The sequence below is a fragment of the Chitinophaga rhizophila genome (assembly GCF_019492185.1).
Lineage (GTDB): Bacteria > Bacteroidota > Bacteroidia > Chitinophagales > Chitinophagaceae > Chitinophaga > Chitinophaga rhizophila.
In genome coordinates, this window is the sequence record NZ_JAICCF010000001.1 from 1847125 (window position 1) to 1863711 (window position 16587).

General features: G+C 46.3%; 12 protein-coding genes. 4 read left to right on the forward strand and 8 right to left on the reverse strand.

Going from position 1 to position 16587, the window contains the following annotated elements; all coding sequences use genetic code 11:
- Positions 1–7 precede the first annotated feature (7 nt).
- Positions 8–1594: a SusD/RagB family nutrient-binding outer membrane lipoprotein gene (locus K1Y79_RS06885; RefSeq protein ID WP_220249257.1), complete on the forward strand. Its 1587-nt coding sequence runs from the start codon at positions 8–10 to the stop codon at positions 1592–1594.
- A gap of 151 nt (positions 1595–1745) precedes the next feature.
- Here the strand turns inward: K1Y79_RS06885 and K1Y79_RS06890 are convergent, their stop codons facing one another.
- Positions 1746–2555 carry an alpha/beta hydrolase gene (locus K1Y79_RS06890; protein WP_220249258.1) on the reverse strand — a complete coding sequence of 270 codons (810 nt, stop codon included), beginning with the start codon at positions 2553–2555 and terminating at the stop codon, positions 1746–1748.
- Positions 2556–2741: 186 nt separating this feature from the next.
- On the opposite strand from K1Y79_RS06890, the gene K1Y79_RS06895 reads away from it, so the two are divergent.
- Positions 2742–3617 (forward strand): SPFH domain-containing protein, encoded by an 876-nt coding sequence (locus K1Y79_RS06895; protein ID WP_220249259.1) that lies wholly within the window; start codon positions 2742–2744, stop codon positions 3615–3617.
- A gap of 17 nt (positions 3618–3634) precedes the next feature.
- The gene (locus tag K1Y79_RS06900; protein ID WP_220249260.1) at positions 3635–3820 is read left to right on the forward strand and encodes a hypothetical protein; all 186 of its coding nucleotides are present in this window, start codon (positions 3635–3637) and stop codon (positions 3818–3820) included.
- 484 nt (positions 3821–4304) lie between these two features.
- Here the strand turns inward: K1Y79_RS06900 and K1Y79_RS06905 are convergent, their stop codons facing one another.
- Both K1Y79_RS06905 and K1Y79_RS06910 read right to left on the reverse strand, forming a co-directional pair.
- A complete protein-coding gene (locus K1Y79_RS06905) occupies positions 4305–6632 on the reverse strand; it encodes a M1 family metallopeptidase (RefSeq protein WP_220249261.1) in 2328 nt (775 codons plus the stop codon).
- Between the two features lie 44 nt (positions 6633–6676).
- Positions 6677–7267 carry a HupE/UreJ family protein gene (locus K1Y79_RS06910; protein ID WP_236059511.1) on the reverse strand — a complete coding sequence of 197 codons (591 nt, stop codon included), beginning with the start codon at positions 7265–7267 and terminating at the stop codon, positions 6677–6679.
- A 70-nt stretch (positions 7268–7337) separates the two neighbouring features.
- Here K1Y79_RS06910 and K1Y79_RS06915 point away from each other — a divergent pair, with 70 nt between their 5' ends.
- Positions 7338–7823, forward strand: coding sequence for a DUF6702 family protein (locus K1Y79_RS06915; protein WP_220249262.1), 486 nt, complete (start codon positions 7338–7340; stop codon positions 7821–7823).
- On the opposite strand, the gene K1Y79_RS06920 is transcribed toward K1Y79_RS06915, so the two are convergent.
- Genes K1Y79_RS06920 through K1Y79_RS06940 form a run of 5 tightly spaced genes read right to left on the reverse strand, consistent with a single transcriptional unit; the run spans position 7824 to position 16577 of the window.
- On the reverse strand, positions 7824–9113 hold the full coding sequence (locus tag K1Y79_RS06920; protein WP_220249263.1) for a phenylacetate--CoA ligase family protein: 1290 nt from the start codon (positions 9111–9113) through the stop codon (positions 7824–7826).
- A 12-nt stretch (positions 9114–9125) separates the two neighbouring features.
- Positions 9126–9503: a holo-ACP synthase gene (acpS, locus tag K1Y79_RS06925; protein ID WP_220249264.1), complete on the reverse strand. Its 378-nt coding sequence runs from the start codon at positions 9501–9503 to the stop codon at positions 9126–9128.
- A 2-nt stretch (positions 9504–9505) separates the two neighbouring features.
- Entirely contained in the window at positions 9506–11194 is a 1689-nt protein-coding gene (locus K1Y79_RS06930; RefSeq protein ID WP_220249265.1) for a C45 family autoproteolytic acyltransferase/hydolase, read from the reverse strand.
- 12 nt (positions 11195–11206) lie between these two features.
- Positions 11207–12712 carry a phytoene desaturase family protein gene (locus tag K1Y79_RS06935; RefSeq protein ID WP_220249266.1) on the reverse strand — a complete coding sequence of 502 codons (1506 nt, stop codon included), beginning with the start codon at positions 12710–12712 and terminating at the stop codon, positions 11207–11209.
- Entirely contained in the window at positions 12702–16577 is a 3876-nt protein-coding gene (locus K1Y79_RS06940; RefSeq protein WP_220249267.1) for a trifunctional MMPL family transporter/lysophospholipid acyltransferase/class I SAM-dependent methyltransferase, read from the reverse strand. Before K1Y79_RS06940 ends, K1Y79_RS06935 begins: the two co-directional genes overlap by 11 nt.
- Between the last annotated feature and the right edge of the window lie 10 nt (positions 16578–16587).

Consider the following 16587-nt stretch of genomic DNA (forward strand, 5'->3'; position numbering starts at 1 on the left):
CGGAATAATGAAATCTCTCCATAAACTCATACTTGTACTTTGCCTGCCAGCGCTGTTACTGGCTCCGGCATGTACCAAGAACTTTGAAGACATCAACACTGACAAAAACAAGTCTGGCGAAGCCAGCGGCGTACCCGAATATAACTTCTCCCGCGCCTTGCTGGAATATACAGGCAACAGCGATTACAGCTATGAAACATGGCGTGTTAACATCATCTACTGCGCAATGATGATGCAACAGCTGTCTAATGTAAGCTGGTATGCCGGCGATAAATACCTGCAAAACGAAGGCTGGGCAGCTTCTTACTTTGAACGCGCCTATCCTGATCAGATCAAATACATCACGGATGTAGTCAGAGTAACCAAGGATAATCCCTTCCAGGCTAACCTGTACAACATCAGCCGTATTGCAAAGGTTATGATCTTTCACAGGCTGACAGACATCTACGGCGATATTCCTTATTCTGAAGCAGGTAAAGGTTACAGCGACAGAAACTTCACACCTAAATATGATGCACAGCAGGACATTTACCTGGACATGCTGAAAGAACTGGATGAAGCGGCCAAAGCATTGGATGCTACCAAACCATTACCTGGACCCGGCGACCTGATATACAATAAAGGCGGTTCCCAGAATGGTACGCAGATAGTTGCCAGCTGGAGAAAACTAGCTTACTCACTAATGCTGCGCCTGTCTATGCGCCTCACCAAAAGAGACGAAGCAGCTGCAAAAACCTGGGCTGAAAAAGCATATGACGGCGGACTATTTGCCTCTAACGAAGACAATGCCTTTATCATACATGATGCTACTGGTGGCAGAACTACGGTGAACAGGGTGAGCAACATCCTCTCGGGTGAGTGGAATGCTATTAATACTCCCGGCGAAGCCAGCATCAGTAAGACCTTCATGGATTTCCTGAAAAACAACAATGATCCACGCCTGCAATACATCGCAGTAGTACCTGCCAGCAACAGTGAAGTACCTGCCGACCAGCTGGGCATGCCTAATGGCTATGATACCAATGGCAGCAGCAGTCCTACAGATATTTCCAAAGCACCCGGATACCCTGGTGACCTGAAGAAATATTCAGTGCTTAACAAGAATGTCTTGCTGAGATTAAACGGCCCTTCCTTCCTAATCACTTATGCACAGACAGAACTGTTACTGGCAGAAGCGGCAAAAAGAGGCTGGGATGTAGGCGCGAATGCAGCTACTCACTATAATAATGGTGTAAGAGCAGCTATGAAACAACTGGCGCAGTATAGTGCAACAGCAGCGATCAGTGATGCTGATATCCAGGCGTATCTAACTGCACATCCGTACACTGATGCGGATGGATATAATCAGATCAATACGCAATACTGGGCAGCAAGCCTGCTTGACTGGTATGAATCATGGGCAAACTGGCGCAGAAGCGGTTATCCGCAGCTGACACCTGTAAACTATGTAGGCAATGCTACAGGTGGAAAGATTCCACGCAGAATGCTGTACCCATCTACAGAGTTAGCCTCTAACCCTACTAATTACCAGGAAGCCATTACAAGACAAGGCACAAATGCTTTGACCACTCCCGTGTGGTGGGATAAGCAATAAAAATTCTCGTATAGCCATCTATACCGCTATAAAAAAAGCAGCAATAACAAGCCGGACTTGTCGAGGTCCGGCTTTTACTTATTTAATACAGCGATGTGGTGGCAGACCGTTTATGCAGAAAGGCCTTCCTGCTTATCAGCAGGTACGTATACTACTTGAAAAAGCGGTGGAAATAAAATAACTGATACATGATGGAATTACTCCAGTACTCCCAGGTATGCGCACCTGCACGTTCAATATAATCATGCGCAATACCCTGCTCCAGCATCCGCTGATGCAACTGGCGATTCACATCAATAAAGAAATCTTTGACACCACAGTCAATAATGATTGACAGCGAATCACTCTTCAAACGGGATAACTGATTTACAACTACATGCTGGTCCCAGTTGGCGGCATGCGCTTTATATGAACCCAGCTTCTGTGACAGCTCCCAATTATTAGGGAAAGGGCGTACATCCACACCTCCGCTCATACTGCCGGCAGCGCCAAAAGTTTCCTGATGACGAATAGCCAGGTACAATGCACCATGCCCGCCCATACTCAGTCCGGTGATAGCACGGCTTTCACGGGATGCTTTTGTACGGTAGTTAGCATCTATAAATGAGGGTATTTCTTTCCCGACATACGTTTCAAAACGAATGGCACTGTCTACCGGACTATCCAGGTACCAGCTGTTATAGCCTCCATCGGGACATACCAGTATCATCTGATAGGCGTCTGCTACTGCGGCTATAGCTGGTATCTTCGTGATATAATTGCTATAATTGCCACTATGCCCGTGCAGGATGTATACTACCGGATAACGCTGCTGCTTATCCTGGTAACTGTCTGGCGTAATGACCACACATTTCAGACTTTTGTGCATAGCCTTGCTATAGATCGCAACTGTATCCACTTTTGCGGCATTGGCACTGAAAAAGCCCAGCAAAAGCAGCACACTTCCTAACATATACTTCATATCGTGAATTTTGCATTAAAATAAGCTGTTTACCCGAAGCGTACAAATTCACCTTCCGGTTACTACCCTATCCCTGCCGTTTGCATATTACCAGATATGCATACCTATCCACTTAAAAAACGGACTTGGCCGTTCAATAACTTTTAATTAGATTTGATATCATTTTGATATCAAAACAAGATTAACATGGAAAAGATCATTAAACCCGTCTCCGGCTACCTGGCAATCTTCCTTGCTCTTGTAAGCCTGCTTGCTGCCCTCATACTTTTTATCTGGTCTTCAGCACAAGGCATTGGCTCTTACGCCTTCTTTGCCAGCATCTTTTTCCTGGCAGGCATATTTATCCTGAAAGGAGTAATCATCGTCAACCCTAATCACTCCCGTGTATTAACCTTCTTTGGTAAATACATCGGCACTGTAAAAGAAAACGGTTTAATGTGGGTAAACCCGTTATATAAAACAGCTCACCTGTCCCTGAGAGCCCATAACCATAACGGGCAACAGCTGAAAGTGAATGATAAACTGGGTAATCCGATAGAAATTGCCGCTGTAACTGTATGGCGGGTGAAGGATACTTACAAGGCTTCTTTTGAGGTGGATAACTACCTCCAGTATGTGAATGTGCAGAGTGAAGCGGCGGTACGTCACCTGGCAGTAAGCTATTCTTATGACAGAATGGAAGATAATGAATCTTCCGAAGACATTACCCTGCGGGATGGTGGCGACAAAGTAAATGAGATGCTGGAAAAAGAACTGAATGAACGCCTGAGCCCAGCCGGTATTAGTGTACTGGAAGCGCGTATCAGTCACCTGGCCTATGCGCCGGAAATTGCGGGCGCTATGCTACAGCGCCAACAGGCAACTGCTATCGTAGCAGCGCGTACCAAGATCGTTGAAGGTGCTGTAGGAATGGTAGAACTGGCCCTGGACAGATTATCCCAGAAAGATATTGTTGTACTGGATGAAGAACGTAAGGCAGCAATGGTTTCCAATCTGCTTGTCGTACTTTGCGGTGAATCGAAAGTAGCACCTGTGGTTAATACAGGTACCCTTCATCAATAACCTGGTAAATAAAGGGTATGGCGGATAAGAAAACATTTGTACTAAGAATTGATACCCAGACGTATGAGGCTATTGAAAAATGGGCTGCGGATGAATTTCGTAGCATCAACGGCCAGCTGGAATGGATCATTCACCGTGCATTGAAAGAAGCAGGACGGTCCGTAAAGAAAGGACCTGAGAAACCGAAAAAAGACGGTCAGTAAGGAAAACGCTACAGGAAAAGTTAGCAGTTATCCGGTAACTACCCTTTAAAAGGCTTAGAAATAAAAAGGCCTGGTCTCATGGCAGATCAGGCCTTTTTTGCGTCTGGCCCCCTCCCATCTCCAACCTGGCCTCCTTTTGACGCGGTAAAGCTGTCAGAACCCGTTGGAAAGCCTGTCTGATAAGGTCTTGTCTTTTACATTTTCTCCTCACCATAAGGTCACCAAAAGGGCACTTCAATATCCCGGGGATATTGAAGTGCCCTTTTGGTGACGGATAAGTGAACCGTTAACATGGATGCCAGAGCGTTATCAGGCGGTAGCCCGGCAATGAAAAGGCCGGGAGATAGTAACCGGATGGCCATTTGCAGCAAATAAGAAAGCCGCCTCAACATACTGTTGAGACGGCTTTCTTATTATATATTATTCTGGTCTGTAACCTGCTGCATACCAACAGCAGATACTACCTGAATGAGAAATCCTGGTTTTACTTTCTTGCCCGCTGCATCGGGTTGCTACCGGTGGAAGCTCCACGGATACCTTGTGACTGACGGAACATCTCAAAACGGGACGGCGCAGCTACACGCGGCCAGCTATTATTGCTTTCGTCAATATCAGCAGTTTCACGCAATGGATCCAGTTTGATGCTGGCTACTTCTTTATCCTTGGCGAATACCTTGGTCACTTTGAACTCGTTTTTACGCCAGATGTAAGCAGAAACACGGTCAGTTTCTTTTGTACCATCGGTGAACGTCCACTCTACAATCAACGGCATTACCAGACCACCTACGTTAGAGAAAGACAATTCGTAGAAGTTCTTTTTGCTTTCATACAGTCGTTTTTCTGCCGGTGACAAACCTGCTGTGAATGCATCATATGCAGCTTTATCTTCCGGTGTTACTTCAAAACGGTTCCATTTAACGTAGAAGTCCTGCAGACTGGTGTCTTTATCCACTTCAAACGTCATACCTGCTGCTTTGTTACGCGCCCGGGAGATATGGTCAGCGCTGCGCTCATACTTAGCTTTAGCTTCTCCCTTGCTGATCTGAGGATCTTTTGTATCGAGGCGGTACCATCTGACACTGTCCAGAGAAATATCAACAGGTTCTGTCCCAAAGAACCATCCACGCCAGAACCAGTCGAGATCAACGGCAGATGCATCTTCCATTGTACGGAAGAAATCAGCCGGCGTAGGATGCTTGAATGCCCATCTGCGTGCGTATTCTCTGAATGCGAAATCAAACAGTTCGCGTCCCATTACGGTCTCGCGCAGGATGTTCAAAGCGGTTGCTGGTTTAGAATATGCATTCGGACCAAACTGGATAATGTTCTCTGAATTGACCATTATCGGCTCCAGCTGATCTTTCGGCATCTTCATATAGTCAGTGATCTTGTAGGCAGGACCGCGGTTGGAAGGGAAGTTATTGTCCCACTCCTGTTCTGTAAGGAACTGGCAGAAGGTGTTCAGCCCCTCATCCATCCAGGACCATTGGCGCTCGTCAGAGTTAACGATCATTGGGAAGAAGTTGTGGCCTACTTCGTGGATGATTACTCCGATCATACCATTTTTGGTAGATTCAGAGTAGGTACCGTCTTTTTCTGCACGGCCATGGTTGAAGCAGATCATCGGATATTCCATACCATTAGCCGCTTCTACGGAGATGGCTACAGGGTAAGGATATGGGATAGTATGTTTCGAATAGGTTTTAACGGTGTGTGCGACTACTTTGGTAGAGTAACGATTGTACAGCGGATAGGCTTCCGGACCATAATAAGACATGGCCATTACCTTTTTGCCTTCGACGTTGGTAGCCATGGCATCCCATACCAGACGGCGGGAAGATACCAGGGCAAAGTCACGTACATTCTCAGCCTCATATACCCATGTTTTGCGGGCAGTTGCATGGCCGGCCAGTGACTTATTAGCTTCATCCAGCGTTACTACTTCCAGCGGCTGCTTGGCAGTCTGCGCCTGCTGCCAGCGCTGAAACTGTGCCGGCGTAAGTACTTCCTTATAGTTCTGACATTCGCCGGTTGCACCAACAATGTGGTCAGCAGGTACGTTCATACGTACGCGGAAATTACCAAAGGTTAATGCGAACTCGCCACGACCGGTGAACTGCTTGTTCTGCCAGCCCTGGAAGTCAGAGTAAACAGCCAGACGGGGGTACCACTGCGCTATTGTATACAGGTAGTTTTTATCTTCAGGGAAGTATTCATAACCACCACGGCCGCCCTGCACCATACGGTCAGAGATATTATACCACCACTCTACCTTGAAACGGATCTTCTGGCCTGGCTGTAGGGCCTGCGGCAGATCAATACGCATCATGGTCTGGTTGATGGTATAAGGTATTGCCTTACCATTTTCATCTGTCAGCTTAACAATATTTACCCCAAATTCTTTACTGCCAGGGTTACCCAGCAGCCCATTCACAGCACGCATGCTCATCCTTTCAGACATGGTGGTGATGTCAAAGCTGTTATTATCGCTTTTCAGATCATGCTCGTTTTCATCCAGCTGCAGCCAGATGTACGTCAAGGGATCCGGAGAGTTATTGTAATAAGTAACAGTTTCTGCACCGGTGAGCTTCTGCTGCTCATCATCCAGTGTGGCAGAAATGTCGTAGTCAGCACGTTGCTGCCAGTACTTAGGTCCGGGCGCTCCGGAGGCAGAGCGATACATATTCGGATCAGCGATCATGGTACCAAGTTGTTCAAAGCGGTTACCATGATTAGATCCCGGATTCTGTGCCTGCGCAAGTGCCGTTATGAAGGACAAGGCTAGTGCAAGTCGGAAGGATTTCTTTCTCATAAACAAAATCTATATTTCAAAGGTCGCAGCTGGTTGAATACTGCTTACTTAACCATTAATTCTTTAAAGCGCTCAGCAGCCATCAGGAATGCTATACCGAAAATAGCAGAAGAAAGGAACATATTCCAGTCCCGCTGTTTTACACGGGTAACATTAACAATGATTCCTGCCAGCAGCATGACACCTGTAACGATCATTATCTGGCCGAACTCCAGACCCAGGTTGAAGGCCAGCAAGGGTTTAACAACATTGGTCTGTGTGCCCAGCAGACTTTTAAGGTATCCTGAGAAGCCCATTCCATGGATCAGGCCGAAAAACCCTGCAAAGAAGTAGTTCAGCTGCACTTTACCCGGAACAGTCTGCTTCCTGATAATATTGAAGAATGCGGTGATAAAAATAGTAACCGGTATCAGAAATTCGATAAGACTACTACTGATATGCACCACGTTTGTTACGCTCAATGCCAGGGTGATAGAATGACCGATGGTAAAAGCCGTGATCAGCACCAGTACTTGCCGCCAGTCTTTGAGCAGATAGATAGCGCATAAAGCCGCGATAAACAGAATATGATCTATGCCTTCCCAATCCACGATATGCTGCCATCCCATTTCAAAGTACATCACAAACTCATTCATTACCCTATATTTGTTGCTAGTTTCAGTAATTATACAAAGCTCAGTTTAATATTTAAAATTTTTTAGGCAAGTGGGGGTATTATTATATAAATGGTTAGTGACCGCATGGCTGGCATGGCACCCTTTTTATGTAAGCGTTACAGAAATTGTGCATAACAAGGCTAGTAATGAACTGGAAATCAGTTGCCGGATCTTTGCGGATGATCTGGAGAATGCCTTGAAGAAGCAATCCAAAGGCCCCCTGGATATTATCCATCCTGCCAACAGGGCGGCTACTGACAGCCTGATAGCGGGTTACCTGCGTAAACACCTTTTTATTACTGCAGATGGCAAACCGGTACGCCTGCAATATCTTGGCTATAAGATTGAAGAAGAGGCAGCCTGGTGCTTCCTGTCCGCAGAGAAGATCCTCCCTTTCCGGAAAGCGCACGTCCGTAATGACATCCTGTATGAAAATCATCCTAATCAGATTAACATGATTCATATTATCCTGAACGGGATAAGAAAGAGTACTAAACTGGACAATCCGGAAGCAGCGGCAGACTTCTCCTTCTGATTATCGCCTGTCGAGGAATTTAATTGGTTTCCTGCTGCCCTCAGGGAACTGCATCTTCATGACGTCAGCCTGTGAACAGTAACGTACCTGTGGTATAACACGCAGTTTTGCCTGTAGATAGGAACGGATCTTTCTGTCAATATCTTCTGTTTCTGCAATCGGCCAGAGATGCAGCAGTATCTCGTCAGTACCTATTTCATTGGAGAATACTTCCACTACGAACTCTTTCACTTCCTCCATATCATTGAGCAGATCAAACAGCGCAGGCGGATAAAGGGTAGTACCTTTATACTTGATCATCTGCTTGCGGCGCCCGATTACAGGAGACAGGCGCATGGTATGCCTGCCACAGGTGCATGGTTCTTCATAATACCGGCAGATGTCGCCTGTTTTATAACGCAGGAGCGGCATGCCTTCCACACCTAACGTGGTGATGGTGACTTCCCCATCCTGCCCCGGACCTACGGGTTGATTGTTATCATCGAGTAACTCTACATATAACAGCTCCGGATGATGGTGCCCTCCATGTCCGGCAGTACATTCTGTAAAGGCAGTCTGCATCTCGGTGGAGGCGTAGGTAGAATATAGTTTGATATCCCATTGCTCAGTGATCTTTTTACCCAGCACATTCAAAGAGAAATCCACATTACGGATGTTTTCACCGATGCATACCGCACTCTTTACAGAGGATGCATTGATATCGATATTATGTTCTTTGGCGAAAGCGATCAGCTTCACAATAAAAGACGGTACTGCCACAATGGTAGTAGGTTGTATACGGCGGATGTTTTCCCATTGCAGGGAGGGAACGCCCGGCCCAACGCGTAATACGCCGGCTCCTAGTTTACGGATGCCGTTATAATAGGCCATACCGGCCATAAACTGACGGTCCAGCGTCAGCATCAGCTGGTAGATATCGCTGTCAGTGCCGCCGGCACAGCAGAAAGAGATGTATTCATTATAGCTTAGGCGTTCCTGATCTTTCTGTGTCAGTGCAATGATCACAGGATTACCCAGTGTGCCCGAGGTAGTTGTATATTCAGCAATTTTACCCTTATCCACACATAAAAAATCCCAGTTCTGCTGTTGCAGATGTTCTTTAGTTACCGGTGGAATGAGCCAGAGATCGTTCAGGGATTTAACGGTGGAAGGTTGTATACCATGCTGCGCAAACCATTCTCTGTAAAAAGGAGAAAACTGGCGCAGGTATCCCAGCAGGTGTAGTACTTCTTTCTCCTGAAACTTCCTGATGGCTGCGGCCGGTTGCAGTTCTATGTCGGGTATATACATGGTAGTAGGTTTTCAGACCTCTATGAGCACCATAGCGACAGCGGTTGCTTTCACATGGGATAGAGAGACATGTATCTGTTTAATCTGTATTTGTTTATAACTGTCAGCAGCATGCTCTGTAAGCTGCAATGAAGGTTTGCCTGTTTCACTGTTTACCACCTCAATTTCGTTGAAGTGTACATCTCCATGTCCGAAGCCGGTACCTATAGCTTTCAGGAAAGCCTCTTTTGCAGCAAAACGGGCAGCGTAATGCTGTGCAGGATGTACCTGTTGCTCGCAATAGGCAATCTCTTTCCCGGTAAATACCAGGTCGCGGAATCCCTTCCCCTTCTGGATTTTAGCCGCTATACGGTCTACTTCAACAATATCGGTACCTATTCCGTATATCATACTTAATGGGTTTCAGCGCACTTTTCAAGCTGTGTGCGGATATGTTCTTCCTCTGCTTTGGTAGCTATGACCTTGGTCAAAGCCGTATTATAATAGGCGGCGGCAGTGCCGTATTGCTTTCTTTTAAAGGAATAGTCGCCGGCCAGTACATAAGCATGATAATACTCAGGATTAAGCCTGATCAGCTGTTTTACATCAGCGTCTTTGCCGTCCATGATATCAGTTTTGATCTTGCGGAAGGCGGCGAATGACTGGTAATCCTGTGTTTGCAGGAACGGATCAGCAGCGATAGTCTGCGTAGTATCCTGTATCTCATGATTGTACTGCAACCCTTTCATACTGAATACACTATCGAGGTTGTAAGCTACAAATTTACCTAACTGCCAGGGGGCAGTAGACACCCAGACCATCTTCTTCTTAGGCTCAAATACCACAGCGTGATGAGCGATAAACTGGTTAATGGCCCGCTCGTTGCCCATACCGATATTCTGTCCGTGCATACCAAAACGGTCACGGAGAATGTCTACCGTTTGTTGTACCGTATTCGGACCTTTCTTCTTCAGTAATTCGGATAAGCGGTTGAAGCGATAGCCTGAAGCAGTTGCATCCCGCTGTTCGACGTTCTGATCTTCTTTACCCAGTAGATCTCCCTGGAAGTGGTTGGTACAGGTAATGAACTGATTTTTAGGATCGTAGATATCTATCTTTTCAGGCGTTTTCTCGATAATTGCAGCGCGGTTATCTTCGGCAGAGCCGACCAGGAAAGATTCAGAGACAAACATCTTGTGCTTGTTAGCTATCTGCCATGCCTCGTCAATATTGCGGGCATATTGCAGGATCTCTCTGGCTACCAGGGATACAGGTGTTGCAGAACCGGTTGGTATATCGCTCTTATCTGCATTGATAGTCACCGTCAGTCCTTTTTCATTCATTCCGGATGCTACACCGGTAAAACCGGCCCAGGTGACCATCATAAAGCGGTATCCTTTCTCCGGACGGTAAAATGCAACGATTTTTTCTTCTGCGAATTTGTCGCCTACATAGAAGTCGAAGTTACGGCCGATGATCAGGTTACTATCCGCAGAAGCGCCATCCCAGGTACCGAAAGAGGTACAGGCTACCAGCGCCATATTCTGCAAGGCATGTCCAATGTCATGGGCAGCATGATAATTGAGGATACGCTCATAATTACTACCGATAAAGTCATACTTATCAGAAGCAGAAAAAGAGATACCGTAAATTTCTTCTTTATTTTCTTCAGCAATATTGTCAGCCAGGTTTCTGTTAAAGAAACCGACAAAGTAGCGCAGGAATTTCAGGTAGGACTGAGAGGGGATCATTTTCTTGATCTGATCAGTAAAGTGGTCTTCCTGGCGTTTTACCAGTTCTGCTGTCAGTTTTCCCTCTACTACGCCTCTTTCAAAGGGCTTTCCTTCAACATACAGTTCATATAGTCCGCTTTCGCTTTTCCGGAACCAGCTGTTACCAAGCGTGTAGCTGGTACTGTCCAGTGGTTTACGTTGCCATTGCAGGGAAGATTTATCAGCTATCTCTGGTGGTTTTATGTGTGAGACACTCATCACATACACCACGAGTATAACCAGCAGTAACATAATGGCCCCTATAACATACAACAGCGCCCTTCCCAGTTTACGCCATCCGCTCCGTCTTTTTCCCTTATACAATGACATCGATCAGTTTATTTATGCCGCATTAATATCATTTATCAGCTTTTCCATGCCCAGCAATACGGAACTTGTCACTATTGCCGTCATCGTTACGCCTAAAATCCCATGCAAGTTCAGATTTTGCCCTGTAAGATACAAATTGGGGAGCCTGGTGGCGGCAGATATAACTGTTTTTAACGGATCGTTGACATCTTTTGCTACCCCATACATGCTGCCTTCCGGCATGGCCAGATAGTCTCTGTAGGTCAGCGGAGTAGACGAATAATAGGCAAGTATGCAATTACGCAGCCCTGGGAATTGCCTTTCTACAGCGTCCAGTAGCTTTTCTGACCTTTCTTTCTTAAAAGCCTGATAACCAGCGCTCCTTTCATCCGGAAGGGAATCTGTATTAAATGTATCCTGCCATTCCGCCACATCTTCATACCGCATATAAGTCATAATGGACAGGTTATCAGCATATACTTCCTTACCTGTACAGGCAGAGACGAACATCGCATAGGTATTCGGCCAGTTGTCATCGGTATATTTTACGCCATCCCAGGCATTATCTGACAGGTGATGGTAGTAGTTGTAGTTCTGGTACCGGAAAGTGCCTGGTTTCAGTACTACGTTCAGCATGAATGTACCCAAGGTATTCTCCAGGTTCAGTAACCTGTTGCGATACGCACTACGCAGGCTGACGCTTTGTGTCATGCGCATGGTAGTTGTCGGGTGCAGTCCTGAGATATAGTGCCTGGCGCTGATCTCTTCCCCATTGCCCAGCACGATATGGTCTACCTTTCCATCAAACTCAACGATATGTTTGACTTCTGTGTTCCGGATAATATCGCCACCATTTTCCTTAATGACCTTACTGAGGCTGCGGGCTATCTGGGAGCCACCGTCAATACACTTCCAGGAGCTTTCGATATAGCTGTGCTGAACCAGCGCATGGACATAGAAAGGGGTTTTCCCCTGCTCCCCGGCATACAACATATTGTTACCAGCCAGTACATGCCGCAGCCTTTCATTATCTGTTATACTACGTAGAAAATCATAGGTATCCAGCTTCATGACAGCTTCCTTCTCCCGATAATCTCCCATCCGCAGGTTGAACAGGGGGAACTTATCGCACACATCTTTTATCTTTTCGCAGTAGGCATGTAAAGCGTCTTTTTCTTCGGGGAAGTCTTTCAACAGCTGGCTGATAAAATTATCATATCCTTGCGCCAGCCGGTATTCCTGGGTTTCATCTCCGAAATGGATACGGTCAAATCCATCCAGATCCAGCCGTTTCAGCTTCATACTATCCATTATACCGAGGTAGCGGAACACCTGATTTAACGTCTCTCCCTGTGCCAGTCCGCCGATATAATGCACACCTGAATCAATAATGGCTTTATCTCTTGCGAAGGTCTGGAGGCAACCGCCTATCTGCCGGTTCTTTTCATAAATACAAACACGGTATCCGTTTTTGCCGAGAATAGCTCCGCACACGAGGCTTCCCAGCCCGCTTCCGATAATGACTACATCATACTGCATATACAGCGGGTAACTTTTTGATGATGAATATTACGTTCGAGGTATATCTGGTATTGTCTATCTGTTCCATTACTGCGCCGTTTGCAGCAACGATTTCCCGCATACGGGAAGAAGAAAAGAAGGACAAGGGTTTATCCTTTGTTTTGTTGAAGCCAATTAACTTGGTAGAGAATAACTCTGTCAGCTTAGTACCTTCATGGCGCTTTTCCAGATCGCTGTCTCCATCCCTTACAATGATGACGCCATTGTCATTCAGCTGGCCGATACAGGCCGACAATACCTTTTCCTGTTCATGCGGTTGCAGATAATGCAGTACATCGCTGATGACGTAGGCATCATACTGCCCGAAGGTGTAATTGGTAATATCGGCATGGGCAAAGCTCACCTTTTCATTACGCAGGTAACAGTGTTGCGCAGTGGTTATTTTCTCTTCGTCATAGTCCAACCCTTTCACTTCTCTGTCTGCAGAGAGCCAATGCAGCATGTAGCTCATGAAGCCATAGCCACACCCGATATCGAGTATACGGCCCTTCTTGGGTAATAACTGGTCGAACAGGGCATAATTACCTTCCAGTTTTGTTTTGATACGCATGTACCACTCCAATACCGGACCTTTATAGATATAGCTGTAAATGAGTTGCTGACGGAAATAGGCAGGCGTTTCGGTCTCACTGCGGAGCTTTTCATAAGCAGCCTTAAAATAGCGGCTGACCTGTTTAGTACGTGCGGCGTATCCTTCACCCCAGCTGTCATCTCCGGCTTTGATCCTGGGCAGGTATTGTACGGTAATAGTACCGTCTTTCAGCAGGAAATCATTTTTACTCATGGTATAGGCGGTGCCATGCAGCATGATAGGCAATATGTCCAGGCCCAGCTGCTCAGCAATGTAAAATGCGCCTTTATGAAAGCGTTTGACGCTGGCATCAACAGAGCGGGTACCTTCTGGGTATACAACGATAGAGTACCCTTCCGCTACCTTCCTGCGTAGCTTTTCAATACTACCTTCTGCACCTTCAGCTACCGGGTAGTAATCGGCCATCCTCACAACAGCGCCGAATACAGGTGAGTTCCATACCCAATCGCTGGTCAGCAATATTACCTTGGGATGCAGCATAGTAGAAACCAGTATATCCAGGAAAGACTGATGATTACTGATAATGACCGCAGGAGTGTCCAGCTTTTCTCCCAGCGGATTAATGATCTTCTTTTTCACATTACCCATGATGTAAATCACAGATCTGGTGTAAGCAGATAATATACGGTGGTAGAGATATTTAGCTTGTTCTTTCTTCTTAAATGGATTGTACTTCACCAGTATCCAGCCAATTACGGTTAATACCAGGCAGCCTATGGTGAAATAAGTAAATGCGAAAACTGACTTTAACCAGCCGTGCATGGTCCAGGGAGCCCTGCCTTTTTTTACACGATTAGTAATCAGCCAGTTAAAGAGTAATGGTATCAGTACCTGGGAGGTCAATACCACACAACTGATACCTATGATAGAGATCAGAGCTACCGACTGCAGTGAGGGATGTTTGGCAAAGATCATAACGCCTATACCCAGGATGGTCGTTAATGCAGACAGGAAGATTGAGGACCGGAAAGAGGACAGATTTTCCTTTTTCCCGTATTTATATTCCTGCATCAGTCCATCCATGGTGAAGATGCTATAGTCATCTCCGAGGCCGAAAATGAAGGTGCTGAGAATGATATTAACAATATTGAATTTAATGCCGAATAAGCCCATTATACCCAGAATCCAGACCCAGCTGATTAACATTGGTATAAAGGTGATCAATGCCAGCTCTATACGTCCGTATGAAATAAGCAGCGCTGCAAATACCAGGAGCGACGTCATCCAGGCTATACTGTTAAATTCATCACGGATTACTACAGCCAGACGGTTAGCTACATATTGCTTATCGAAGATGGTAGTATGTTCCTGATGGCCAAGCGCCTCATATACACTATTCTTTTGTGCGGGATCTATTTTGAGGAGCGTAACCAGGGATACACTGCCTGGTTTCTCTGTAATAAAATCACCCAGGTTGCCTGTTCGTAATGCTTGCAGCTCTTCATCAGGTATAACAGTAAAGTCCTGCTGTAACCAGTTGGCAAAAGAGTCGAATGCAGCCGTTTTATAGCCTACTGCAGGGCCATGCTGCTGCAGGTAACTGATCAATAGCTGCTTCTTTTCAGGCGTCCAGTATTCATTCCAGCGTTGTATTCTATGTTGCTGTTCCTGGCGAGAGAAAAGCAGGGTGTTAACGCTGGTATACTTTTTCACAATGCCTGCTGCCTGTAGCTGCTGTACCAGCGGCTGTAGCTTTTCACTATTACGTAAGGCCTCTTCCAGGTTGGCACCGTCGGTTACGAGGTAGACAGATTGTGCAGTATAGGCATTGATCTTATTGAACTTTGCTTCCGCAGCTTTCAGCTCGGGGCGCATGAAGTTCATCCGCATCATATCACTTTCAAATTCTACCTTACTGGAAGTAAAGAAGAAAAATACGGTGAGCGCCAGGATACCCATTACGAGTACCTTATTCTTTTCAGGGCGGTAGGCAGCCAGCTTATCCAGCCAGGTATCGGCATGCGCATCTTTCTGTACAGACTCACGGCCAAATACAATCCAGTGCGGCAGAAATATCAGAGAGAAAAAGGCAGCACCGATAAGGCTGTAGGCAGCGAAGAGTCCTACATCCTGCAACATAGGCGAATGTACAAACTGCAGGCAGAGAAAACCGCCTACAGTAGTAAAGCTACCTATAGTCATAGGTTCAGCCAGATCCCGGATTACCTCCCGGATATCGGGCGAGTGACGGTGGTGGTTAAAGATATGCAGCGAATAGTTCACTGCTATACCCAATACAGCTGCGCCTACGCCCAATGCGATACCCGAAATACTATGTTGTGTAAGCGCTATAATTGCGAGCGAAAACAGGCCACCGAATACTACAGGCAGCATGATTACAACGGGGGCGCGCTTTCTGCGGAAAAACAGTGCGATGAGCACCACTATAAGGGTAATAGTGATCCCTAGCGTCAGGAACGAATCCTGCTTGATCTGGGTAGCGTTGCCGGCAGAAACAGCAGCAGCGCCAAAGAAAAAGGCATCAGTAGTAGTAGCGTATTGCTGTAGAGCATCAATTTCATGCTGCAGACCGTCGAGCAGTACCATGTTTTTACTGGTAGCGCCAGGGGGATTGGCAGGCGTGATAAACAACAGCAAATGCCGCTGATCTTTACTCATTACAAACCCGTCATACAACTCGAATTGGTCATCATACTGCAGATGCTGCAGCTTCTTGATACCCAGCCACGACATGCCAACAGGATCAGCAGCAATAACCTTTTTCACGACAAGTCCTGCAGGAGATATCAATGTATTGTAATTGCTCTGCAGCGTCTGTTGTAACCTGTCCGGTATGATCAATGAATCGATCTTCCGGTAGTCGTTTTCTTCCAGGAATACCGGCAGGTGTTGTTGTATTACCTGCATGAGATCAAGGACAGTATTGTCTTCTACCCTGGACTGAAAGGATTTGATATGATCGGCATACTTAACAGTGACTGTATCCGTAAAGGCCTGGGCGAAAGCAGTCAGGCTATCAGGCTGTGGAGCCTGGGTAGTATCTTTCTGAGATACAATCACTACGAGCTTATCTGCAAAGCGGGAGTCATTGAAGACCTGCTGGAGTTTGTCCAGCGTTTTATCTTTAGGAAGAATACGGGTAATATCTTCTTCCAGCTCAATACGGGAGGCAAAATAGCCAGCCATGGCAAAGCAGACGATGGTACATATCCAAAGCCAGTCTTTACGGCGGTTGAAGAAATCATATATGCTTACGAATAACTTACCCATATCTTTTGAT